The 23,239-nt window shown below is 73.1% G+C and carries 20 protein-coding genes; 7 read left to right on the top strand and 13 right to left on the bottom strand.

All coding sequences use genetic code 11. From position 1 onward, the window contains the following. Window positions 1-135 precede the first annotated feature (135 nt). Window positions 136-1,155, bottom strand: a complete 1,020-nt coding sequence (locus CPE01_RS04990; RefSeq protein WP_146805553.1) for a LacI family DNA-binding transcriptional regulator — start codon at window positions 1,153-1,155, stop codon at window positions 136-138. 273 nt (window positions 1,156-1,428) lie between these two features. Between CPE01_RS04990 and CPE01_RS04985 the strand changes: the two genes are divergently transcribed. Beyond that, on the top strand, window positions 1,429-2,451 hold the full coding sequence (locus tag CPE01_RS04985) for a LacI family DNA-binding transcriptional regulator (RefSeq protein ID WP_146805552.1): 1,023 nt from the start codon (window positions 1,429-1,431) through the stop codon (window positions 2,449-2,451). Then, window positions 2,448-3,914 (top strand): mannitol dehydrogenase family protein, encoded by a 1,467-nt coding sequence (locus CPE01_RS04980; RefSeq protein ID WP_146805551.1) that lies wholly within the window; start codon window positions 2,448-2,450, stop codon window positions 3,912-3,914. The genes CPE01_RS04985 and CPE01_RS04980 overlap by 4 nt, the downstream gene beginning before the upstream one ends. On the opposite strand, the gene CPE01_RS04975 is transcribed toward CPE01_RS04980, so the two are convergent. From CPE01_RS04975 to CPE01_RS04945, 7 genes are all read right to left on the bottom strand, one after another. Continuing rightward, window positions 3,876-4,781: a patatin-like phospholipase family protein gene (locus CPE01_RS04975; RefSeq protein ID WP_146805550.1), complete on the bottom strand. Its 906-nt coding sequence runs from the start codon at window positions 4,779-4,781 to the stop codon at window positions 3,876-3,878. The two genes, CPE01_RS04980 and CPE01_RS04975, sit on opposite strands and share 39 nt — an antisense overlap. Beyond that, a complete protein-coding gene (locus CPE01_RS04970; RefSeq protein ID WP_146805549.1) occupies window positions 4,774-5,571 on the bottom strand; it encodes a UbiA family prenyltransferase in 798 nt (265 codons plus the stop codon). The genes CPE01_RS04975 and CPE01_RS04970 overlap by 8 nt, the downstream gene beginning before the upstream one ends. Further along, window positions 5,564-6,334: a hypothetical protein gene (locus CPE01_RS04965; RefSeq protein WP_146805548.1), complete on the bottom strand. Its 771-nt coding sequence runs from the start codon at window positions 6,332-6,334 to the stop codon at window positions 5,564-5,566. Before CPE01_RS04965 ends, CPE01_RS04970 begins: the two co-directional genes overlap by 8 nt. A 188-nt stretch (window positions 6,335-6,522) precedes the next feature. Then, on the bottom strand, window positions 6,523-7,632 hold the full coding sequence (locus tag CPE01_RS04960) for a sugar kinase (protein ID WP_146805547.1): 1,110 nt from the start codon (window positions 7,630-7,632) through the stop codon (window positions 6,523-6,525). Between the two features lie 53 nt (window positions 7,633-7,685). Continuing rightward, window positions 7,686-8,330, bottom strand: coding sequence for a bifunctional 4-hydroxy-2-oxoglutarate aldolase/2-dehydro-3-deoxy-phosphogluconate aldolase (gene eda / locus CPE01_RS04955; RefSeq protein WP_146805546.1), 645 nt, complete (start codon window positions 8,328-8,330; stop codon window positions 7,686-7,688). Between the two features lie 363 nt (window positions 8,331-8,693). Further along, on the bottom strand, window positions 8,694-9,446 hold the full coding sequence (locus CPE01_RS04950) for an IclR family transcriptional regulator (RefSeq protein ID WP_146805545.1): 753 nt from the start codon (window positions 9,444-9,446) through the stop codon (window positions 8,694-8,696). Further along, window positions 9,446-9,907 carry a tRNA (cytidine(34)-2'-O)-methyltransferase gene (locus CPE01_RS04945; protein WP_146805544.1) on the bottom strand — a complete coding sequence of 154 codons (462 nt, stop codon included), beginning with the start codon at window positions 9,905-9,907 and terminating at the stop codon, window positions 9,446-9,448. Before CPE01_RS04945 ends, CPE01_RS04950 begins: the two co-directional genes overlap by 1 nt. A 173-nt stretch (window positions 9,908-10,080) precedes the next feature. Between CPE01_RS04945 and CPE01_RS04940 the strand changes: the two genes are divergently transcribed. Further along, a complete protein-coding gene (locus tag CPE01_RS04940) occupies window positions 10,081-11,130 on the top strand; it encodes a LacI family DNA-binding transcriptional regulator (RefSeq protein WP_146805728.1) in 1,050 nt (349 codons plus the stop codon). An 88-nt stretch (window positions 11,131-11,218) separates the two neighbouring features. Here the strand turns inward: CPE01_RS04940 and CPE01_RS04935 are convergent, their stop codons facing one another. The 5 genes from CPE01_RS04935 to CPE01_RS04915 all read right to left on the bottom strand — a co-directional run bounded on the left by CPE01_RS04935 (window position 11,219) and on the right by CPE01_RS04915 (window position 19,443). After that, entirely contained in the window at window positions 11,219-13,003 is a 1,785-nt protein-coding gene (locus CPE01_RS04935) for an ABC transporter ATP-binding protein (protein WP_146805543.1), read from the bottom strand. Window positions 13,004-13,440: 437 nt separating this feature from the next. Then, complete coding sequence (locus CPE01_RS04930; protein ID WP_146805542.1) at window positions 13,441-13,953, bottom strand: gluconokinase; 513 nt, start codon at window positions 13,951-13,953, stop codon at window positions 13,441-13,443. Window positions 13,954-14,008: 55 nt separating this feature from the next. After that, complete coding sequence (locus tag CPE01_RS04925) at window positions 14,009-15,529, bottom strand: serine hydrolase domain-containing protein (RefSeq protein ID WP_146805541.1); 1,521 nt, start codon at window positions 15,527-15,529, stop codon at window positions 14,009-14,011. Window positions 15,530-15,596: 67 nt separating this feature from the next. Then, on the bottom strand, window positions 15,597-16,508 hold the full coding sequence (locus CPE01_RS04920) for a hypothetical protein (protein ID WP_146805540.1): 912 nt from the start codon (window positions 16,506-16,508) through the stop codon (window positions 15,597-15,599). A 355-nt stretch (window positions 16,509-16,863) separates the two neighbouring features. Beyond that, window positions 16,864-19,443 carry an ATP-dependent Clp protease ATP-binding subunit gene (locus CPE01_RS04915; RefSeq protein WP_146805539.1) on the bottom strand — a complete coding sequence of 860 codons (2,580 nt, stop codon included), beginning with the start codon at window positions 19,441-19,443 and terminating at the stop codon, window positions 16,864-16,866. 238 nt (window positions 19,444-19,681) lie between these two features. On the opposite strand from CPE01_RS04915, the gene CPE01_RS04910 reads away from it, so the two are divergent. The 4 genes from CPE01_RS04910 to CPE01_RS04895 all read left to right on the top strand — a co-directional run bounded on the left by CPE01_RS04910 (window position 19,682) and on the right by CPE01_RS04895 (window position 23,129). Then, window positions 19,682-20,320: a DUF6318 family protein gene (locus CPE01_RS04910; protein WP_146805538.1), complete on the top strand. Its 639-nt coding sequence runs from the start codon at window positions 19,682-19,684 to the stop codon at window positions 20,318-20,320. A 406-nt stretch (window positions 20,321-20,726) separates the two neighbouring features. Further along, window positions 20,727-21,173 carry a DUF6318 family protein gene (locus tag CPE01_RS04905; protein WP_146805537.1) on the top strand — a complete coding sequence of 149 codons (447 nt, stop codon included), beginning with the start codon at window positions 20,727-20,729 and terminating at the stop codon, window positions 21,171-21,173. A 487-nt stretch (window positions 21,174-21,660) separates the two neighbouring features. Further along, complete coding sequence (locus CPE01_RS04900; protein WP_146805536.1) at window positions 21,661-22,299, top strand: DUF6318 family protein; 639 nt, start codon at window positions 21,661-21,663, stop codon at window positions 22,297-22,299. A gap of 398 nt (window positions 22,300-22,697) precedes the next feature. Beyond that, a complete protein-coding gene (locus CPE01_RS04895; protein ID WP_146805535.1) occupies window positions 22,698-23,129 on the top strand; it encodes a PKD domain-containing protein in 432 nt (143 codons plus the stop codon). Window positions 23,130-23,239: the final 110 nt, after the last annotated feature.

Below are 23,239 nucleotides of genomic sequence, written 5' to 3'. Positions count from 1 at the left end.
CCCGCGGCGCGCGGTGCGTCGAGAGGTGGTCGAGCGGTCACGTGCGTCGTGGCCGCAGTAGGCGGGCGCGTGGGTCATCCGTCGTCCTCTCGTCCGGGAACGTGTGCACGCTAGCCCAGGCGTCGCCGGGCGCGCCTACGCGCGCGACGGTGTGGACTCGCGCAGCACGACCTCGGTCGCGACGTGGACGACGCGCGGCGCCGCGGCGGCCGGCTCGAGCACGAGACGCACCGCCGCGACACCGACCTCCTCGAGCGGGATCCGCACGGTCGTCAGCCCCGGGACGACGTCGCGCAGGGTCGTGATGTCGCCGAACCCGGCCAGGGCGACGTCGTCCGGGACGACGAGGCCCGCGGCACGCGCGGCTGTGAGCGCCCCGAGTGCCATGACGTCGTTCGCGGCGAAGACCAGCTCGGGCCGGGGTCCGTCCGCGAGCAGGCGGGCCATGGCCTCGGCGCCGCCCTGGCGGTCGAACGCGCCTACGAGCACGCGCGGCTCGGGCAGCCCGGACGCGGCGAGCTCAGCGACGAACGCCTCACGACGCTCGCGCGCAGTCACGTGCGCGGCCGGCCCGCCCAGCACCGCCACGTCGCGGTAGCCGCGTCCGACGAGCGCACGAGCGAGCGCGCGGGCACCTTCCGCATCGGCGATCCGCACGGCGTCCGTCCCGAGCACGGGCCGTCCGACGACCGTGGCGGTCCCGCCGGCCGACCGGTAACCGGTCAGGACCTCGCGCAGCGCGGAGGTCGCCCTCTCGTCGTCGTACCGGCCGCCCGCGATGACGATCGCGCGGGCGCGCTGCCGCTGCAGGAGGCCGACGACCTCGACCTCGCGCGACGGGTCCTGCTCGGTGCTCGCGAGGATGACCTGCAGCCCGGCCCTCCCGGCGGCGTGCGCGACGCCGCGCGCGATCGTCGCGAAGTAGGGGTCGGCGATGTCGTCGACGACGAGCCCGACGGACGTGGTCCGGCCGCGCGCCATGGCCTGCGCGTTCGCGTCCGGTGAGTAGCGCAGGCGCTCGGCGGCCTCGAGCACGCGCGCGCGCAGGTCGGCCCCGACGGTGCGGTTGGCGCTGCCGTTGATCGCGCGCGACGCGGTGGCGAGCGAGACGCCGGCCTCACGGGCGACGTCACTCAGCGTGACCGGTCCGACCATGCGATGAGACTAGGCGGGTCGATGTTCGCCAGGTGCGGCAATGTGGAACGCGACGTCCGGCACGCCGCGCGGCCGGACGTCGAGTGCCGGCCACGTGCACCCGTGCGCGACCGGCTCACGAGCCGCCCGGATGAAACGCCCTGCACGCGCGTTCACGGAGCGATACGGCAGGTGCGGAGCGGGTCAAGCCGTCGCTAGGGTGGCGGCCCTGCACACGCGTTCAGGACGCCGGGCCGAGCCCGCCGCGGCCTGGCGCCGGACGAGGAGGTCCCTGTGGTCTCGACCCTGCGCGACGTCGCCCTCGCCGCGGGGGTCTCACCCGCGACCGCCTCACGCGCGCTCAGCCATCCCGAGCTCGTCGCCCCGGCACGCCGCGCCGCCGTCGAGCAGGCCGCGCACGCGCTCGGCTACCGGCCCAACCGCGCCGCGCGCGAGCTCAGCAGCGGGCGCACCGGCCACCTCTGCCTCGTCGTCCCCGACGTCGCCAACCCGTTCTTCGCGAGCCTCGTCAAGGGTGTGCAGGCGCGGGCGCGCGAGCTCGGCTACGGCGTGTTCGTCGCCGACGCCGACGACGACCCACGGCTCGAGGCCGAGCTCGTCGCGCAGCTCGGTGCGCAGGCCGACGGCACGATCCTCGCCTCGCCGCGCATGTCCGACGACGCCGTGGCGCACCTGTCCGCGGACCGACCGTTCGTCCTGGTGAACCGTCGGCACGAGGCGCACGCGTCGGTCGTCGTCGACAACACGGACGGCATGCGGCAGGCGGTGCGGCACCTGCACGCGCTCGGGCACCGCCGGATCGGGTACGTGGGCGGCCCGGCCGGGTCCTGGTCCGACGCGCGTCGACGCGACGGCCTGGAGGTCGCGGCGCACGGGCTGCACCGGCTCGACGTCGTCGACCTCGGCCACTTCCCGTCCAGCCGGGGCGGCGGGACAGCCGCCGCGGACGTCGTCGTCGCGTCCGGGGTGACCGCGGTGCTCGCGCACAACGACCTCGTCGCGCTCGCGCTCATGGACCGGCTGCGCTCGCGCGGCGTCCGCATCCCCGAGGAGATCTCGGTCGTCGGGCACGACGACACGGTCGCCGTCCTCGGCAGCCCGCGGCTCACGACGATCGCGGTCCCGCTCGCTCGGCTCGGCCGCGCCGCGGTCGACCGGCTCCTGGACGACGAGCCCGGCCCGGACACACCCCTGCCCGTCGAGCTCGTCGTGCGCGCGTCGACCGCCCCGGCACCCGCCGGCGGGACGGCGGACGCGTACGACGACGAGCTCGAGCTCGAGGGACACCGCGCGTGACCGCACGCCTGTCCCGCGCGACGCTCACCGGTGCGCTGCCACGGCCCGACGTCCGCGGGCCCGCGCTCGTGCCCGCCCGCACGGGCGTCGTGCACCTGGGGCTCGGCGCGTTCCACCGCGCGCACCAGGCGGTGCTCACCGAGGACGCCGCCGCCGTGACGGGCGACGACCGCTGGGGCGTCCTCGGGGTCACGCAGCGCTCGCCGCGCGTCGTCGAGCAGCTCGCGCCGCAGGACGGCCTGTACGGCGTGCTCACCCTCGACACGGACCGGTCGGACCTGCGGGTCGTCGGCGCGCTGCGCGAGGCGGTGTTCCCCGGCACCGGCACGCCGCGCGTGCTGACGACCGTCGCCGACCCGGGAACGCACGTCGTCACGCTGACCGTCACGGAGAAGGGCTACCGCCTGGACCCGCACGGGCGGGCGGACGTGGCCGACGAGCAGGTCCGCGCCGACCTCGCGGCGCTGCGCGACGCGAGCGACGAGGCGGCCCGTTCGGCGACCGGGCTGCTGGTGCGCGCGCTCGACCGGCGCCGTCGTGCGGACGCCGGGCCGCTGACGGTCGTCTGCTGCGACAACCTCACGGGCAACGGAGCCCTGCTCGCGCGCGTCGTCGACGACCTGCTCGTCGCGGCCGGCGCCGACGACCTGCGCGCGTGGGTCGCGGAGTCGGTGCGCTTCCCGTCGACGATGGTCGACCGGATCGTGCCCGCGACGACCGCGGCCCACCGCGAGCGCGCGCGGGCGCTGCTGGGGCTGACCGACGAGGCGCTCGTCGTCGGGGAGTCGTTCACGCAGTGGGTGATCGAGGACGCGTTCGCCGGTCCCCGCCCCGCGTGGGAGCTCGCCGGCGCGACCCTCACGCGCGCCGTCGAGCCGTACGAGCGCGCCAAGCTCCGGCTCCTCAACGCGACCCACTCGCTGCTCGCGTACGCCGGCGCGCTGCGCGGGCACGCCACGATCGCCGAGGCCGTGACCGACCCGGAGCTGCACGCGTGGGCCGTGGCGTTCACCGACGCCGACGTCCTGCCCACGCTGGACTCCCCCGACGGCGCCGACCTGGTCGCCTACCGCGACTCGGTGCTGCGCCGCTTCGCCAACCCCGCGACCGGGCACACCACCGTGCAGGTCGCGATGGACGGCTCGGCCAAGCTCCCGCAGCGCGTGCTGGGCACGGTCCGCGACCGGCTCGCGGCCGGCGCGGTGCCGGAGCACGCGGCGCTCGTCGTCGCGGCCTGGATGGCGTACGTGCGCGCGGCCTGCGCGGGCGACCTCGTCGTCACGGGCCGGACCGTCCCCCTCGACGACCCGCTCGCCGACGAGCTCGCGACCGCAGCGGCAGGCCCGCTCACCGGCCTCGCCGACCGGCTCCTGGGCGTCGAGGCGGTCTTCGGCCAGGACCTGCGCGACCACCACGCCTTCCGCTCAGCGGTGACCGCCGCCCTCCGCACGCTGACCCGCTGAGGTACCCGGCGCCGGTCCTGACCGGCCGGAAGCCCGCGCGCGACTCGTCTCCCTCGCGTCGAGCACAGCACCGGCCGCGCGGTAGCCCTCGGTCATGCGGCGACGGACGGCGCGCGCGTCCGTGAGCACCGAGACGCCGTCGCGCAGGAGGTCCCCGCCCGACGGCAGCTCCACGAGCTCGACGTCGGCCGGAAGTCGGTCCTTCTCGGCGCCGTACTGGTGGCGCCGCGCGACCTCGTAGGCGAGCCACCGCGCGCTGCGGACCGAGGAGGCGGCTCCGAGCGGCGCGTCGGCCCCCGCGGCGCGCAGCACCACGACCCGCCGGGCCCCGAGCTCGGCGGCTTCGCGGAGCGGCACGCCGCGCACCAGTCCACCGTCGACGAGAAGCGCACCGTCCAGCGGGACTGCCGGCAGCACGCCGGGCAGGGCGGCCGTCGCCAGGAGCGCCTGGACGAGGTCGCCCTGGCGCAGGACGACGGGCCGCGATCGTCGCAGGTCGGTCGCGACGACCGCGAGCGGGACCGCGAGGTCCTGCACCCGCACACCGGGTCCGAGCAGCTCGACGACGGTGCGGGCGAGGAGGCGCGCCCGGAAGTGCTGGGCCGCGCGCGTCCGCGAGGAGAGCCAGGGAGCGAGGGCGCCTGCCATGGTGGCGAACCGGAGCCACGTCGCCTCGAGCCGGTCGAGGGTCGCCACGGTCGGGTCGCTCGCGAGCACCGCGCCGTTGACGGCCCCGATCGAGCTCCCCACGACGAGGTCCGGCACGTAGCCGCGCTCGAGGAGGGCACGCATCATGCCGACCTGGTTGGCTCCGCGCAGCCCTCCGCTCCCGAGGACGAACGCGGTCGAGCCACCCGTCTCAGCCAACGCGCACCCCGATCGTCGTCGCGAAGACGAACAGTGCCGCCACCTTGAGTGCCTCGGCGACGCCCCACGCCCACCCGCGCACGCTCCGGGTCAGCCACAGCGCGGACAGTCCCGCGAGCGCGATGGCCGCGGCCTCGGCGACGCCGTCGAGCCACGTGACCGCGGCCCAGACCACGGACGCCGCAGCGGCGACCGCGCCGGTGGCAGCGACCAGGGGACCCGGTCGCGTCACGTCGGCCACGGCTCGGTCGCCCCGCGCGTCGCGCGCGTCCATGAAGGCCTCGCGTCCGGCGGTGAACAGCACGACCTGCGCGAGCAGCACGAGGACGTCCCGGTCGAACGCGCCGCCCGCGAGCACCGGGACGAAGACGACCGACGAGAACGCGACGACGGTGACCGACTCCTTGACGACCCAGCGCGTGCGCAACCACCGCGCGTACACGACGAACAGCGCGGCGTATGCGAACAGGTAGAGCACGAGGGGTCCCGAGCCCGTGCCCAGGGCGGCGGCAAGGCCGAGCGCCGTCGCGACGCTCGACGTGACCGCCACGGCACCGGGCCGGACGCGGCCCGAGGGGAGCGGACGGTGCGGCGCACTCACGCGGTCGACCGGCAGGTCGACGAGGTCGGCCGCGGCGTAGCCTCCGGCCAGCACGAGGCACAGGGCGACGAGTGCGGCCACCGGCAGCGGGTCACCCGCCAGGACCGCGGCCGTCGCCGCGAGCACGCCGCTGAGCAGGACGACGGGGGTCCTGACGACCCACAGCATGTCGACGAGCGGGCTAGTCACGCTCGTAGTACTTGTCGACGGCGTCGTCGAGGTCTCTCAGGCCTCGCTGCGAGAAGATCCGGTGCCGGACGACGATCGACTTCGTCTGCACCCGCACGATCAAGTAGAGGGCGAACCAGACGTCGAACACGATCAGGTTCAGCTCGGTGAAGTGCTCGACCTCGGCCGCCGTGGGGACGTCGGTCGACGGCACCACCCAGTGGGCGATGGCGTAGATGGCACCCGTCGCGATCAGCACCTGTGTCACGAGCAGCAGGACGAGGCGATAGGTGTGCCGCCGGCAGTTCGGGATCCACACCTTGACGAGCGGCCGGTGGATCGGGTTCTCGCTGTCCGTGGAACGGGCGAGCTCCCAGAGCCTCACGAGGTCGAGGCAGTAGAGCAGGAGCGTCACGAGCACGATCGTCGCCGGCTCGGCCTGCACGACGATCGTCGCGACGACCAGGCCGACCTTCACGCCGACGTCGATCGAGTGCCCGACGGTCGTGAGCTCGGTCGCGCGGGCGTACGCCTCGTAGTACCTGTCGTAGGCCGCGTTCAGGACGATGATGTACGACGCCGACACCGCGCCGACGAGCCCGCCCTGGTAGTCCTCGAACGCCGACGGGACCGAGAAGCCCGGCCAGTACCTGTCGCCGAAGAACACGACGGCGCCCGCGACGGCGACGAGGATGTTGAGCGACAGCACGAGCTTGGAGAGCGCGGAGACGGCACTGCCCAGGCCCGTCCGCGCGTTGAGCTCACCGACGGCGGTGTGCTTCACGGTGTCCCTCCTCGCACCCGGCGGGCGAGCACCGAGGACTCGGCGCACACGCTGTCGAGTCTCCCAGCGCCCCCGCGCAGCGTCGATGCGCGGACCGGACATTTCACCCGGGCGACATCGGGCACCCCAGGGCTCCGACCTGGACCCGGACACCGCTGGGGAGCGCCGGGGCCGTCGCTCCCCAGCGGTCAGCGGTCGACGCGGGGCGAGCCGCCGGCGGCGAGCTTGAGGACCTCGGCCTTCGTCGCCATCGAGGTGTCGCCCGGCGTCGTCATCGCCAGCGCGCCGTGCGCCGCGCCGTACTCCACCGCCGTCGCGAGGTCGACGCCCTCGAGCAGCCCGTAGATCAGGCCGGACGCGAACGAGTCCCCGCCGCCCACCCGGTCCAGGACCTCCAGCCCCTCGCGATGCGTGGCGTGGACGAGGCCCTCGCCGCGTGACCAGGCGAGCGCGCCCCAGTCGTTCACGGTCGCGGACCGGACCGTGCGCAGCGTCGTCGCGACGACCTCGAGGTGCGGGTAGGCGTCGCAGACACGCTCGATCATCGACGCGAACGCGTCGACCTCCAGGTGCGACAGGTGCTCGTCGACCCCCTCGACCTCGAAGCCCAGGGCCGCGGTGAAGTCCTCCTCGTTGCCGATCATCACGTCGACGAACGGCGCGACCTGACGGTTGACCTCCTGCGCGCGCGCCTGCCCGCCGATCGAGCGCCACAGCGAGGGCCGGTAGTTGAGGTCGTACGAGACGACCGTGCCGTGCCGGTGCGCGGCCTGGACCGCGGCGAGGACCGTCTGCGCCGACGTCGCCGAGAGCGCGGCGTAGATGCCGCCGGTGTGCAGCCAGCGCACCCCGAGCTCACCGAACAGGTGGTCCCAGTCGACGTCGTCGGCCCGCAGCTGGGACGCCGCGGTGTGGCCACGGTCGCTCACCCCGACGGCCGCGCGCACCCCGAAGCCACGCTCGGTGAAGTTCAGGCCGTTGCGCACCTCGCGGCCCACGCCGTCGTACGGGACCCACCGGATCAGCGACGTGTCGACACCGCCGGCCAGGATGCAGTCCTCGACGAGCCGTCCGACCTCGTTGTCCGCGAGCGCGGTGACCACCGCGGCGCGCAGCCCGAACGTCCGGCGCAGGCCGCGTGCGACGTTGTACTCGCCGCCGCCCTCCCACACCCGCAGCGCGCGCGTCGTGCGGATCCGCCCCTCGCCCGGGTCGAGCCGGAGCATGACCTCGCCGAGCGCGACGACGTCGTAGCGCGTGTCCTGAGCGGAGCGGAGGTCGAGCCGGGTCTGCGTCATGTCCTACTTCCGGTGTCGGTCGATCCTGGCGAGCGCCCGCGTGGGCCTGCCTGTCACGTGCGGGCGAGCGGGCGGAGGTGGTCGGCCAGGGCGACCGCGTCGACGACGAGCGTGCGCAGCGCGTCGTGGGCGCGGTCGCCGACGAGGTCGCGCGGCACCATCCAGGAGCCACCGACTGCCGCGACGGCCGGCAGCGCGAGGTACTGCGCCAGGTTCGCCGGGCCGACCCCGCCGGTCGGGACGAAGCGCATGTCGGCGAACGGCGCCGCGAGGGCCTCGATCGCCGCAGCCCCGCCGCTGGTGCCCGCGGGGAAGAACTTGACGGCGTCCAGGCCGAGCTCGATCGCGGTCTGCACCTCGCTCGCGGTCACCGCCCCCGGCAGCACCGCGACCCCGTGCTCGTGGCACCGCTCGACGACCGCCGGACTCGTCCCCGGCGACACGACGAACTGCGCACCGGCCGCCACCGCCACGTCGACCTGCGCCGTGGTGAGCACGGTTCCGGCGCCGACGAGCACGTCGCCCCGGTCCGCGAGGGCCCGGATCGCGTCGGCTGCTGCGCGAGTCCGGAACGTGATCTCGGCGACCGGCAGCCCGCCGGCGACGAGCGCCGCACCCAGGGTCGGGGCGTCGGCGGCGTCGTCGATCACGACGACGGGCACGAGCCGATGCTGCGCCAGCTCGTCGAGCGCTCCCACCGGACCTCCGTTGCGCTAGCCGCAATGTGCATATCGCTACCCGCAACATCCTCGCATGGCCCGTACCGCCGGTCCACACCCCCCGCCGCACGCGGCGCCTCTCGCCCCGCCACCGCTCGACGCAGGGATGGATGCAGCCGACGTGCACGCCACGCGTGCCCAACCTGCCTTCATCCCTGCACGCAACGGGCCGGGGACTCGCGTGGGGCGGCGCGGTGGGTGCGAGCGAGTCAGGTGGCGGGCGTTCGGTGACCGGCCCGGTGCCGGGCAGGTGGGCAGTTCGGGTGCGGGCTGCGGGGGCGTGGGCGGGCGTCGGACGTCGACGGGGTGCGGGGCTTCAGGGTCTCGTGGCGGGGGTGGGGGTCAGGGGTGGGCGGTGGGGAGGTGGAGGGTCGGGGGGAGGAGGGGCGGGAGGGTCGCGAGCATGCGGCGGTGGATCTCCGCGACGCGCTCGTCGTCCAGGCGCTCGACCGGCGCGGTCACGCTCACGGCCGCCACGGGGACGTCGCCCCGCAGGACGGGGACCGCCACGCACCCGATACCCGGCTCGTTCTCCTGGTCCTCGACGGCTCGGCCCAGCGTCCGCGCACGTTCGAGCTCGACCCACACCCGGTCGACGTCCGCCGCGGGCGCGTACCCCGCGAGCTGCGCGCGGTCGATGCCGCGGAACGCCAGCAGCGCCCGGCCCATCGCGGTGCGCACCGCGGGGATCGCGCGGCCCACCTGCGACCACACGCGCACGGCCCGGGCGGGCTCGACCTTGTCGAGGTAGACGATCTCGGTGCCGACGAGCACGCCCAGGTGCACGAGCTCGGCGACGTCCCGTGAGAGTGCGACGAGGGCCGGGTGCAGCGACACGGAGAGGTTGTCGCCGGCCAGGTACGACTCCCCCAGCGCGATCGCCGCACCACCCAGTGCGTACGCACCGGTGGTGGCGTCCTGCGTGACGAAGTCGCGGTACCGCAGCGCGGCCAGGGTGCGGTGCGCCGTCGTCTTGTGGATGTCGAGGCGCGCGGCGACCTCGGCGAGGACGAGCCCGCGCGGGCCCGCGTCTGCGAGCAGCGCGAGCGCCTGCAGCGCGCGGTCGACGCTCTCGATGGGCGACGAGTCCGCCATCACGCCCCGCCGGGAAAGCCGAGCTGGCGCCACGCCTCGTACGTGGCGACCGACGCGGCGTTGGTCAGGTTCATGGACCGACGTCCCGCGAGCATCGGGATGCGCAGCTGCTGCACGACCCGCGGGTGCGCGAGCACCTCGGGCGGCAGCCCGGTCGGCTCGGGGCCGAACAGCAGCACGTCGTCGTCGCGGTACTCGATCTCCGTGTACCAGCGGGGCGCGCTCGTCGTGAACGCGAGCACGCGCCCGGGCAGCGCGGCCAGCAGCGCCTCCAGGTCCGGGTGCACGACGACGTGCGCGAGGTCGTGGTAGTCCAGACCGGCCCGCCGCAGCTTCGCCTCGCTCAGGTCGAACCCGAGCGGCTCGACGAGGTGCAGGGTCGAACCGGTGCCGGCTGCCAGGCGGATCGCGCTGCCCGTGTTCCCGGGGATGCGCGGCTCGAAGTAGACCAGGTGGAGCACGCGCCCATCCTCGCAGGCCGACCCGCCCCTCGAGTCCGTGACCGCTCCGCGAGCCCCCTCCGGCGGCTCGTCGTGCGGTGCTACCGTCGCCCCGGACACAGGAGGACCACATGACGACGACCGGGCAGGACGGCCCGTACGCCGACGTGGACGTCGTGACGCCCGCACACGGCATGAGTGCCACGAGCCCGACCCACGACGCCGACGGTGGCGGACGCGGATCGCAGACCACGATCGCCGCGATCGCCGCCGAGGCCGGTGTCTCCGTCCCCACGGTCTCCAAGGTGCTCAACGGCCGGTCCGACGTCGCCGCCGCGACGCGTGCGCGCGTCGAGGAAGTCATCGAGCGCCACGGCTACCGGCGTCGGCGGTCGGCGTCCGGCACCGGGTCCGGGCTCATCGAGCTGGTCTTCCACGAGCTGGACTCGCCCTGGGCGCTGCAGATCATCAAGGGTGTCGAGACAGTCGCCGGCCCCGCGCGGGTGGGCGTGGTCCTGTCCGAGCTCGGCGGTGAGCACCGTCCGCCGCAGGAGTGGCTCGACGACGTGCTGGCCCGCCGGCCGCGCGGTGTGATCTTCGTGCTGTCCGAGCTCGACGCGGCGCAGCAGGCGCAGCTCAAGAGCCGTTCGATCCCGTTCGTGGTGGTCGACACCGCAGGTGAGCAGCCCGCGGGCGTGCCGGTCGTCGGCTCGCAGAACTGGGCGGGCGGCCTCGCGGCGACCCGGCACCTGCTGCAGCTCGGCCACCGGCGCATCGGCGTGGTGTCGGGCCCGCGGGACGTGCTGTGCTCGCGCGCACGCGTCGACGGCTACCGGTCCGCGCTCGACGAGGCCGGGCTCGCGTACGACGCCGACCTGGTCCGATGGGGCAACTTCTTCGTCGACGGCGGGTACGAGCACGGGCACGAGCTGCTCAGCCGCCCCGACCGCCCGACCGCGATCTTCGCGGGCGCCGACTTCCAGGCGCTCGGCGTGATCCGCGCGGCCCGCGAGCTGGGACTGCGGGTGCCCGAGGACGTGTCGGTGGTCGGTTACGACGACCTGCCCGTCACCGAGTGGGTCCAGCCCGGTCTGACGACCGTGCGGCAGCCGCTCGCGGACATGGCCGCGACCGCGGCGCGCATGCTGCTCGAGATCGCCGGGGGTGCGCGCCCTGCGAACCTGCGGATCGACCTCGCGACCGAGCTCGTCGTCCGCAGCAGCACGACCCCACCTGCCGCCTGAGCGGACCGGCCCGACGCGCGTGAGCGCACGACGCCGGTCAGCACCAGAGGCCGCTCAGCGCACGAGGCCGGTCAGCACACGAGGCCGGTCAGCGCACGAGCTGGGTGCGCGCGAGCTCGCGGTAGAGCCGCGACGTGCGCAGCAGCTCCTCGTGCGTGCCTTGGGCGACCAGGCGTCCGCGGTCCATCACGAGGATCACGTCGCTGTCGACGACCGTCGACAGGCGGTGCGCGACGACGACGAGCGTGCATCCCGCGGACTGGCTGTCGATGAGGTCCCGCACACGCGCCTCGTTGAGCCCGTCGAGGTGCGACGTGGACTCGTCGAGCAGCAGCGTCGTCGGCCGGGCCAGCAGCGCGCGGGCGAGCGCGAGGCGCTGACGCTCGCCGCCCGAGAGCATCACGCCGCCCTCGCCGACCTGCGCGTCCAGCCCGTCCGGTGACCGGTCCAGCACGTCGAGCAGGTTCACGTCGGCGAGCGCGGTGCGGCACTCGGCGTCGGTCGCGGGGACTGCGAGCGTGAGGTTGTCGCGCAGCGTGCCGGCGAGCACCGGGGCGTCCTGCTCGACGTAGCCGACGCCGGCGCGCACCTGCGAGCGGGTGCGCTCCCGCACGTCCTGGCCATCGACCTTCACGACGCCCGCGACCGGGTCGTACAGCCGCACGAGCACGTTGAGCAGGGTGCTCTTGCCGGCGCCCGACGGCCCGACGACCGCGACGCGCTGCCCTCGTCGGACCGCGAACGTGAGCCGGTCGAGGACGGCGGGGCCGTCGTCGTAGCGGAACGAGACGTTCTCGAGCACGAGCGCCAGGTCCGGGTTCGGCCGGGCTCCCGCGAACGCGAGCCTGGTCGCGCCCTCGTCCTCCTCCGGGACGTCGAGCACCTCACCGATGCGCGAGAGCCCGCCCAGCGCCTCGCCGACCGCACCGACGGTCCCGACGATCCGGCCCAGCGGCAGGATCAGCAGGAACAGGTACAGGATGAACTGCACGAGCTCGGCGACCGTCAGGTGGTCGGTCGCGACGCGCCAGCCACCGAGGCCCAGCACGGCGAGGAAGCACACCTGCGTCGCGATGCTCGACAGGGGTGAGACGAGCGCGGTGACCCAGGCGACGTCGAGGCCGACCTTCCACGCGTGGTCGACGCGACTGACGACGCGCGCCGTCTCGTTCTCCGTCGCATTCGCGGCGCGCACCGTCCGCACGCTGCGCAGCGCACGGTCGGTCGCGGTGCCGAGCTCGCCGACCGCGCGCTGCAGCCCGTGGCTCGAACGCTCGAGCTGCTGCGTGACCGCGGCGACGCACGCCACCGCCACGAGCGCGACGACGAACGCGACGAGCAGCAGCATCGGGTCGAGCAGCAGCATGGCGATCATCGCGCCGAGGAGCGTGAACACCCCCGCGATGCTCTCGACGAAGCCCTGCGTGAGCGCGGACCGCACCACGCTCGTGTCGTTGGCGACGCGCGCCACGAGGTCTCCCGTGCGACGACGGTCGATCTCTGCGACCGGCAGCCGCAGCAGGTGCGCGACGAGCCTGCGCCGCGACGCCCGCACCGCACCCTCCGCGGTCCGCTGCACCAGGTAGTGCTGCACGCCGCTGAGCACTCCCCCACCGACGACGACGGCCGCGAGCACGACCAGCAGCCGTCCGACCGGCTCCCCGTCCGCGACGAGCTCGAGCACGCGCCCGACGAGCGCAGGCTGGGCGAGCGTCGTCGCCGCGGTCAGGACGCCGAGCCCGAGCACGACGCCGACGAACCCGCGCTGCACCCCGACGAACCGGAACAGGTCGACGAGGGTCGCACGCCGGCTCGTCGCGGGCGTCGGCGGAGCGACGACTGGCTGGGCCTGGGCCTCCTGGACCGCGGTCATGCGGGCACGTCCGCGCCGCGCGGAGGGAAAGGCGCGCGTAATGCGCCGGCGCCGCAAGGTCGTGCGAAGAATGGCATGTGGTGTATTCCCATAACCTGCCCCGGTCGTCGTGCCGACGAACATCGAGGCAATTGTGCGCGTGTCAAATAAACCGCACTCGACGCACGCCCCATCGCTTGGAACCTGATCCGCCCCACGCTCGTCCCGCGCATCACGACTGATCAGCACGGACGATCGTGAAGGCGACCGGCCACCGAGACCATGCCCGCCTGGACGCGCTCTCGCCGTCGAGCGCACCCCGAACGCTAGAGGTTCGGGCAAATAGGGTCAATGCGACGCACGCCGAATGAGACAGCGATTCCTCGACTGCAGTGAAACGCCCCGCGACACGCCGTGCGACACGTGTCGCACGTCCGGCGCACGTCCGTATGGCGGGCTCAGGCTCCGTCCGCGTCCAGCCCCAACGCGTGCAGCGCCTCGTCGACGACCTGCGCGGGCGGCGGCCCGATCGGGACGACGACCCCGGCCTCGTCGGCCTCCAGCGGCTCGAGCGTCGCGAGCTGCGACGGCAGCAGCGACGTCGGCATGAAGTGGTCGGTGCGCGCCGCCATGCGCATCGCGATGACCTCGGGATCCCCCGCGAGGTGCACGAACCGCACGTCGCCCGCCGCGCCGCGCAGCACGTCGCGATAGGCGCGGCGCAGCGCCGAGCACGTGACGACCGTGCTCACGCCCTCGGCGTCCCGCTGCGAGATCCACTGCGCGATCGACGCGAGCCACGGCGCGCGGTCCTCGTCGGTCAGCGGTGTGCCCGCCGCCATGAGCGCGACGTTCGCCTCGGGGTGGAAGTCGTCCGCCTCCGCGAACGTCCAGCCGAGCCGCTCCGCGAGCAGGAGCGCGACCGTCGTCTTGCCGGAGCCGGCGACCCCCATCACGACCAGGTGCTGCATGGCCGCAATCCTGTCAGTCGCGACGGCCGCAGGTGCGCCACGGCCACCGGAGCCGTCAGGTGCGGTCGGCCAGCACACCCCGCAGGGCCGGCAGCTCGGTGGGTCCGAACGACACGTTGACCCGCGGCGTCACCTCCACCAGGTCGCCCGTCACCTTCGCGGTCACCGTGAGCACCGGGGTGTCCTCGAGCGCACGGACCGTCACGACGTACTCGTCGCGCGCCGTCCACACCGCGTGCGCGAGGACGGGCTCCGGTCCGGGCATGCCGGGGTAGCGCGGCGGCACCACCCCGAGCGCCGGCTCGTCGTGCCCGACGACGAGCGCGACCGACTCTCCCTCGTGACGCAGCTCGAGGCGGTCGTGCTCGTCGCCGAACGTGACGGTGGCGTGCGTGACACCGAGCGGGTTCGGGTCGAACACGACCCGTCGCCCGTCGAGCCGCGCCGCCACGGGCGACGTCGCGTCACCCTGCGGCCACGTCACCTGCAGGTCCGCGAACGCACGGTCCAGCTCGGCGCGTCCCTCGTCGTCCGGCGGGAGCGGCGCGTCACCGCATGCGGGCAGCAGGTGCTCCCACACCGCGTCGAGCGGGGCCTGCATGTCGCGCACCGCCGACGACATCGCGACGACCACGTCCTGCTCGGGCAGCACCAGGCAGAACTGCCCGAACGCGCCGTCGCCGCGGACACCGTGCCGCGAGCGCCACATCTGGAATCCGTAGCCCTGCGCCCAGTCGCTGCGCTCGTCGCCAGGGGCGGTGCCCGGCGGGACGTGCGCCTGCGTCGCGAGCGCGACCCAGCCCTCCGGCAGCAGCCGCCGCCCGCGCCAGACGCCGTCCCGCAGCAGGAGCTCACCGAACGCCGCGATATCCCGGGGCGCCGCCGAGAGCCCGAACCCGCCCACGGCGTGACCCTCGGGCGAGACCTCCCACGTGGCCGGGCCGAACCCGAGCGGGTCGAGCACCCGCGGGCGCAGGTAGTCGAGCAGGCCGCAGCCCACCGCCCGCTCGACGAGCGCCGCGAGCACGTAGGTCGCCGAGGTGTTGTAGAGGAAGTGCGTGCCCGGCTCGTGCGCGAGCGGCGCCGCGAGGAACGCGGCGACCCACCGCCGGGACGGGAAGATCTCCGGTTCGACCTCGTGACCCGAGCGCATCGTCAGCAGGTGGCGGACGGTCAGCCGCCCGAGCCGTACGCGCTCGTCGTCGGACAGCCCGCTCGTGGGGACCTCGTCGGGCACGAGGTCGACGACCGCGTCGTCGAGCCCCAGCCGACCCTCGGCCACGGCGAGTCCGACCGCGGTCGCCGTGAACGTCTTGCTCAAGGAGTACAGCGCGTGCAGGCGGTCGGTCGCGTACGGAGCACGGGCGCCCTCGACCACGACGTGCCCGTGCCGCACGACGACGAGCGAGCGCAGCTCCTGCTCGGGCAAGCCGCGCGCGAGCGCGTCGACGAGCGCCGCGACGCCGCGCGGGTCGATCCCCTGCTCCTCGGGTGTGCTGCGCGGCAGCACCGGGCGGTCGCCGGCGGCCGTCCCGTCCTGCGCGTTGGGTCCGTGGTCAGCGTCGTTGCTGGTCATGTCGCGATCCTGGCACCTGCCGCCGACACTGTGCGCGGGCCGTTCGTCCGTCGAGCACCGATCGGCGTCACGGATCGGGCCAGCCGCACGCGGTGCCGATGTACGCGCGGATCGCGCCCCGCAGCGCGTCCCCGGGCGGCAGGTAGACGACCTCCTGATCGACCCCGTCGACCCGCGCCCGCACGCCCAGGAACGTGCCGCGCTTGTCCTCGGCGACCGCGTGCGCGTCGCAGCGCGCGGGCTCGAACGCGAGCGTCACCTCGGCCGGTCCGTCCGCCGAGTCGAGCGTCAGCGGCCAGGACGCCGCACCGCCCGACGGCGTGAGCAACGTCGTGCCGTCGACCTGGAGCACCTCGACGCGCGGCCCGCCCGGCACGGGCTCGAGCCGCAGCGTGACGGATCCCGTCAGCCGGCCGCCGTCGGTCGGCTCGGTGAGGACGACGTCCGGGTCGAGGGTCAGGCGGGCACCGGAGGCGACCGTGAGCGCCGCGCAGTCCTCGCGCCGGATGCGGGTCAGCACGCCGTTCGGGTCCTCCGGCGTGCCGCGCCACGAGCCGGAGCGCCCGTCGTCGGCCACGACGTCGAGCTCGACGCTCGCGTCACCCGCCGGCGCGCTCGTCGGCCCGTCGCACCGGGGCGCTCCGAGCGCGACGGACAGGTCGCGGTCCACCCCGCTGCGGACGGCCCGTTCGCGGGTCGAGACCGCCCTCCCGGTGGCGCCCGGAGCGACGAGGCGCGCCTCGACGACGGTCACGTCGACACCCGAGGAGTTCGCGACGCGTACCTGCACCACCCGCCGCTCGCGGTCGAGCCGCGCCTGCGCGATCGACACACCGAGCCCCGCCAGCACCTCCGCGGGGAGCGGAGAGGACGGCGTCGCAGGGCTCGTCGCGGCGCCTGTCGCGGACCTCGGCGTCGGGGCCTCGTCGTCCGCCGGGCTGCACGCCACGCCGGCCGTCCCGACGACCGCCGCGAGCACGACGGCGACGATCGCCCGCCGTGCTCGCCAGGGGGCATGCCGGAGCCGTGGCGCGCGCCGCGCACGGACGGCGCCGTCACCGGGTCGGCACGCACGCGGGTCCACGACGACGATGGTGCTCCCTCGTCCGTCACCGGTCGAGCCCCGGCCGGTCGCGACAACGGCACCGTCGGTCGTCAGCGACGGGGTGAGTCGTCACCTCTCGCTGACGACTCACCCGATTGCTGACGACCCCGCATGACGCCGCACGACTCTCGCCCGTCAGCACGGCTGCCGGGGCCCGCGACGGGGCCGGACACGCGACGAGGGCCGGAGCGCGTCGGCTCCGGCCCTCGTCGGTGGTGCATGCGGTGCGTCAGGCGGGCTGCAGGCCCGAGCCTCCGTCACCCGACGCCGCGATGGGCGGCGCCGCGGGCAGGTCCCGGCCGGAGCCCGGCGTCCCCGCGGACGCCCCGACGGGAACGGGCTCGCGGTCGACCGTCCCGCGCGGGACGCCGCGGAACGTGAACTCCCCGAGGAGCCCCTCGCCCTCGGCGTCGACGATCACGAGCTGACCGGCCTTGAGCTCGCCGAACAGGATCTTCTCGGACAGCGCGTCCTCGATGTCCCGCTGGATCGCACGGCGCAGCGGCCGAGCACCCAGCACCGGGTCGTAACCCTTCTCCGACAGCAACTTCTTGGCCGCGGGCGTGATCTCGATGCCCATGTCCTTGTCGCGCAGACGCAGGTCGAGCTTCGCGATCATCAGGTCGACGATCTGGAAGATCTCCGGCTGCGAGAGCTGCGGGAAGACCACCACGTCATCGACGCGGTTGAGGAACTCAGGCCGGAAGTGCTGCTTGAGCTCGTCGTTGACCTTCGCCTTCATGCGCTCGTAGTCGGTCGCGAGCTCGCCACCGGCCTGGAACCCCGTCATGACGCCCTTGGCGATGTCCCGCGTGCCGAGGTTCGTCGTCATGATGATGACGGTGTTCTTGAAGTCGATGACGCGGCCCTGCGAGTCGGTCAGGCGACCGTCCTCGAGGATCTGCAGCAGCGAGTTGAAGATGTCCGCGTGCGCCTTCTCGACCTCGTCGAACAGGACGACGGAGAACGGCCGGCGACGCACCTTCTCGGTGAGCTGACCACCCTCGTCGTACCCGACGTACCCGGGGGGCGAGCCGAACAGACGCGAGACGGTGTGCTTCTCCGAGAACTCGGACATGTCGAGCTGGATGAGCGCGTCCTCGTCACCGAACAGGAACTCCGCGAGCGCCTTGGCGAGCTCGGTCTTCCCGACGCCCGTGGGGCCGGCGAAGATGAACGACCCACCGGGACGCTTCGGGTCCTTGAGGCCCGCCCGCGTGCGGCGGATGGCCTGCGAGAGCGCCTTGATGGCGGCGTCCTGGCCGACGACCCGCTTGTGCAGGTTCTCCTCCATGTGGAGCAGACGGCTGGACTCCTCCTCGGTGAGCTTGAACACCGGGATGCCCGTGGCGTTCGCCAGCACCTCGGCGATGAGCTCCTCGTCGACCTCCGCGACGGCGTCGAGGTCGCCCGACTTCCAGGCCTTCTCCTTCTCGACGCGCTTGAGGCCGAGCTGCTTCTCCTGGTCACGCAGACGCGCGGCCTTCTCGAAGTCCTGCTCGTCGATCGCCGACTCCTTGTCGCGACGCGTCGCGGCGATCTCCTCGTCCAGCTCGCGCAGCTCCGGCGGGGCCGTCATGCGACGGATGCGCAGACGCGCGCCCGCCTCGTCGACCAGGTCGATCGCCTTGTCCGGCAGGTAGCGGTCGTTGACGTACCGGTCCGCGAGCGTCGCGGCCGCGACGAGCGCGCCGTCCGTGATCGAGACACGGTGGTGCGCCTCGTACCGGTCACGCAGACCCTTGAGGATCTCGATCGCGTGCTGCAGGTTCGGCTCGCTGACCTGGATCGGCTGGAAGCGACGCTCCAGGGCCGGGTCCTTCTCGACGTACTTGCGGTACTCGTCGAGGGTCGTCGCGCCGATCGTCTGCAGCTCACCGCGGGCGAGCATCGGCTTGAGGATCGACGCGGCGTCGATCGCGCCCTCGGCCGCACCCGCGCCGACGAGCGTGTGGATCTCGTCGATGAACAGGATGATGTCGCCGCGCGTGCGGATCTCCTTGAGCACCTTCTTCAGGCGCTCCTCGAAGTCACCGCGGTAGCGCGAGCCGGCCACGAGCGCGCCCAGGTCCAGCGTGTAGAGCTGCTTGTCCTTGAGCGTCTCGGGCACGTCCCCGCGCACGATGTCCTGCGCCAGACCCTCGACCACGGCCGTCTTGCCGACGCCGGGCTCGCCGATCAGCACCGGGTTGTTCTTGGTGCGGCGGGACAGCACCTGCATGACCCGCTCGATCTCCTTCTCGCGCCCGATGACCGGGTCGAGCTTGTTGTCGCGCGCGGCCTGCGTCAGGTTGCGCCCGAACTGGTCGAGCACGGCCGAGCCCGAGGGCTGACCCTCCTGCGGCCCACCGGCGGCGACCGGCTCCTTGCCCTGGTAGCCCGACACGAGCTGGATGACCTGCTGGCGCACGCGGTTGAGGTCCGCGCCCAGCTTGTTCAGCACCTGGGCGGCGACACCCTCACCCTCGCGGATGAGCCCGAGCAGGATGTGCTCGGTGCCGATGTAGTTGTGGCCGAGCTGCAGCGCCTCGCGCAGCGACAGCTCCAGCACCTTCTTGGCGCGCGGCGTGAACGGGATGTGCCCGCTCGGCGCCTGCTGCCCCTCGCCGATGATCTCCTGCACCTGAGCGCGCACGGCCTCCAGCGAGATCCCGAGCGACTCGAGCGCCTTGGCCGCGACACCCTCACCCTCGTGGATCAGGCCCAGGAGGATGTGCTCGGTGCCGATGTAGTTGTGGTTGAGCATCCGCGCCTCTTCCTGGGCGAGGACGACCACGCGACGGGCTCGGTCCGTGAATCTCTCGAACATGTGCACTCCTCACGAGCGGCGTGCTCGTCGTCCTGTCCCGGCTTCGGTGGGGAGCGCCGGGGCCGACGACGATGCGGCGTTGTTCGATGCTAACGGCGCACCCGTGGCCGATAGGCCCGTGTTCGCCGCAGGCGTGAAACCCCGCCCCGACCGGCCTGCGCCCAGCACGAGGACGGTTGTCCACATCCCCGACCGACTACCCGGCCCACCACGTGTCCGCGCTGGGTAGTTTCCGCGCATGCTCCGGACGCGCGCGCTGCTGACGATCGCTCTTGCGGCACTCACCCTCGCGGCCTGCACCTCCCCGAGCCCGGACCCGTCCGCGAGCGCCGCAACCTCGCATTCGGTGTCGGTGACACAGTCACCGCCTTCGACCTCCATACCGGCACCGCCGACTCCATCCGCGACCCCGGCCACCGACGCGCAGGACGCGACCACGCCGCCCGCCCGCCCCGAAGCCCTAGACGGTCCGGCCAGCGAGGAGAACGCGAAGGCGGTCGGCCGGTACTTCATGTCTCTCTTCCCGTATGCCGTCGCGACCGGGGACCTCGAGGCTTGGGACGCACTCAGCGGACCGTCCTGCAAGTACTGCCAGAGCCTTCGCGACGCAGTCGCCGAGATCCACGATGCCGGGAACCGCGGCACGGGCGGGGCGTTCGAGCTCGGGTTCACCTCGGGCTTCGCGCTCGGGAACGGTGAGTTCATCGTGGGACTCGAGTACTTCGAGACCCCGTCTCAGACGGTCGCTCCGGACGGGACGGTGGTGGCGGACTATCCCGACCGGAACTCGATGAAGGCCAACATCAGTCTGAGCTGGACCGGCTCGTCCTGGGTGGTCAACGGCGTCGACGTCGAGACCTGGGGCGAACCGGAGTGAGGAGGCGTCGCGGCTTGCTCTCATCGCCGGGTCACACGTGCTCACGCTGTTCGCGACCGCAAGCGCGGCCATCGCACCACGAGAACCCGCACAGCAGGCACGACGACACGGGCCCTCCTCATGACGCGCGTACTCGAACATGTCCACCGCGGACGGGGGTTTTCCACACCCGGACGGACCACCCGGCCCACCATGTGTCCGAGTTGGATAGTTTCCACGCGTGCTCCGGACTCGCACGCTGCTGACGATCGCTGTCGCGGCACTTGCCCTTGCGGCCTGCACCTCCCCGAGCCCGGACCCGTCCGCGAGCGCCACCCCGTCGAGCACGGCCACCTCGGCGACGCAGTCGGCCCCGACCGCACCGGCATCAACTCCCACGCCGACCCCGGCCACCGACGCGCAGCGCGTGTCCACGCCACCCGCCCGCCCTGAAGCCTTGGACGGCCCCGCAAGCGAGGAGAACGCGAAGGCGGTCGGCCGCTACTTCCTCTCGTTGTTTCCCTATGCCGTGGCCACGGGGGACCTCGCCGCCATAGATGCCCTGAGCGGCCAAGGGTGCAAGTACTGCAAGCACCTCCGCGGCATCGTCACCGAGATACACGACGCGGGCAATCACGGCACCGGAGGCGCGTACGAGCTGGGCTTCACGTCGGGGATCAGGAAGGACGACGGGGACTTCACCGTCGGCATCGAGTACGTGGAGACGCCGTCGCGCACGGTCGCGCCCGACGGTTCGTTGGTCGAGGACTTCCCAGACACCTACTCGATGAAGGCTGTTCTCAGACTGCACTGGTCGGGATCGGCGTGGACCGTAGAGGCGGGGAAGGCCACAGAGTTCGGCGGGAAGAAGTGACGAACCCGCGGCGAGTGGCGGGCACGCTCGCCGGTGCACTCTTCGTCGTCGTTCTAGCGGTGACTCCGGGTTGGGCCGGCCCACGACGGGGTTCGCCGCTCACCGGCGCTCTCACCTCCTGAGACCTCCCTCGGGAAGATCAGGGACATCCCGCCTCCACGGGAGCCGATCTCCAGCCCTTCGAGGACGTCGCAGCGGACACCGCGCTCAGGGGCCCTCCCCGCCGACGTGTCGTTCACGCTCCACGACGGCGGCGTCGTGATCCTCGCGAGCTGGCTCGACAGCGATGAGCTGCGCGGTGGCGCTTCGCAGCGGCTCGTCGACCTCGTCAAGTCGATGACCCCCGCCGCCGTGACCCACGGGAGGTCGCCGCGGACGGTGCACCACCAGCCGCGAGGCGACGCTCCGGGGCGGGCGCGAGGACGGTTGTCCACATCCACACGGACCACCCGGCACGTCGCGTGCCCGAGTTGTGTACTTTCCACCCATGCCCCGCCGATCGCTCGCGCTCCTGCTCGCGCTCGCGTTGTCGACGCTCACGGCCTGCACCGGCGCGCGCGCTGACCCTGTCGACGCCACGCAGTCGGCGGCACCAGCGACCGCCGCCGCGGACCCGTCCCCGGCCGCACTCCAGCCGACCGCCAGTGCGACGGATGTGCCGACCGGCGCGGCCCTGGACGTCAGGGTTCCACCGGCACGACCCGCCGCGCTGGAGGGTCCGCCCACAGAGGAGAACGCGAAGGCCGTCGCGCGCTACTTCCTCTCGCTCTTCCCCTACGTCGTCGCTACCGGCGACCTGGAAGCCTGGGATGCCCTCAGCGGCGAGCCGTGCTCGTACTGCTCGAGCGTTCGCGCTTTCGTCTCGGAGATCCACGACGCCGGGAACCACGGCGAGGGCGGCGCCTTCGAGCTCGGGTTCACGTCCGGGTTCGACGTGGGCGCCGGAGAGTTCGTCGTCGGCATCGAGTACATCGAAACGCCGTCACAGACGGTCGCGCCAGACGGCACCGTGGTCGAGGACTTCCCCGAGACGCTCTCCTACAAGGCCAACTTCAGTCTGGCCTGGACCGGGAGCTCGTGGGTCGTGAACGGCGTGCAGGTCGACGACTGGGGCAAGAACCCGTGAGGTGGGGCCGACGAGCCTCCGCAGTCCTGGTCTCGGGGGCGGTCCTGCTGGCCACGACACCCACCGTGGCCTCTGCGAAGTCACAGATGGGGGAGGACAAGGTCGTCCTTGTCGACGCATTCGAGGGCGAGCAGGAACTGCGCGCGTGGAATGCACAGCCTGATCCTCTGCGGCAGTACGCACGTGCACCGCTGTGCAACGTGAACTCGGAGTACCTCACCCCAGCCATTGGTGGTCCGTGCGCTCCTCCAAATGGCACGGTTCACGTCCCGTACTGCGAGGGCGACACTCCCGTCGAGCCCCTGTGGGTCCGTACACGACCCTCACCCACCAGTAACGAATGGTCGCTATGGCAGATGCGCGCTGGGTGGGCGTGCCCTGACGACCTCCTACCAACGTTGACCGAGCAGGACCTTCGACGCCTCACCATCGAGCCATTGGAAGCGCATCGCCAGCCAGCCGGCGCGGAGGCGCTGGTCAACAAGGCCCTGATCGTCTACGCCAATCCGCAGCACCGCACGTTCCGCACGTCGCTGCTGGACTACGGCATCGACGTCGACGCCTACCCGGTCGAGTACGCATGGGATTTCGGTGACGGCACGACGCTGGTGACTGATGACCCCGGCGCTCCCTATCCGGCGTTCGACGTCACGCACACCTACGCCGACGAGCTGACCGCCCACGTCACGATGACCACCACGTGGAAGGGCAAGTACCGCGTCGACGACGACCCCGACCGCGAATGGCGCGACATCCCGGGCACCGCGTTCACCACCACGACCTTCGAACCGTTCGACGTCGTCGAGCTTCGCAGCCGGCTCGTCAGCTAGCTCGCCCCTGACAGGTACCCCGGCTGACTCAGGGAGACCCCACCTGACAATGGGGGGTATCCCGGATAGTCCCCGTTGCTCCTGATTCGTCAGTGTGTGTCGTGGCGCCC

The organism is Cellulomonas persica (assembly GCF_007989825.1).
Lineage (GTDB): Bacteria > Actinomycetota > Actinomycetes > Actinomycetales > Cellulomonadaceae > Cellulomonas > Cellulomonas persica.
Note: the sequence above shows the minus strand (reverse complement) of the source record. Positions and strands in the feature narration are given on the sequence as shown.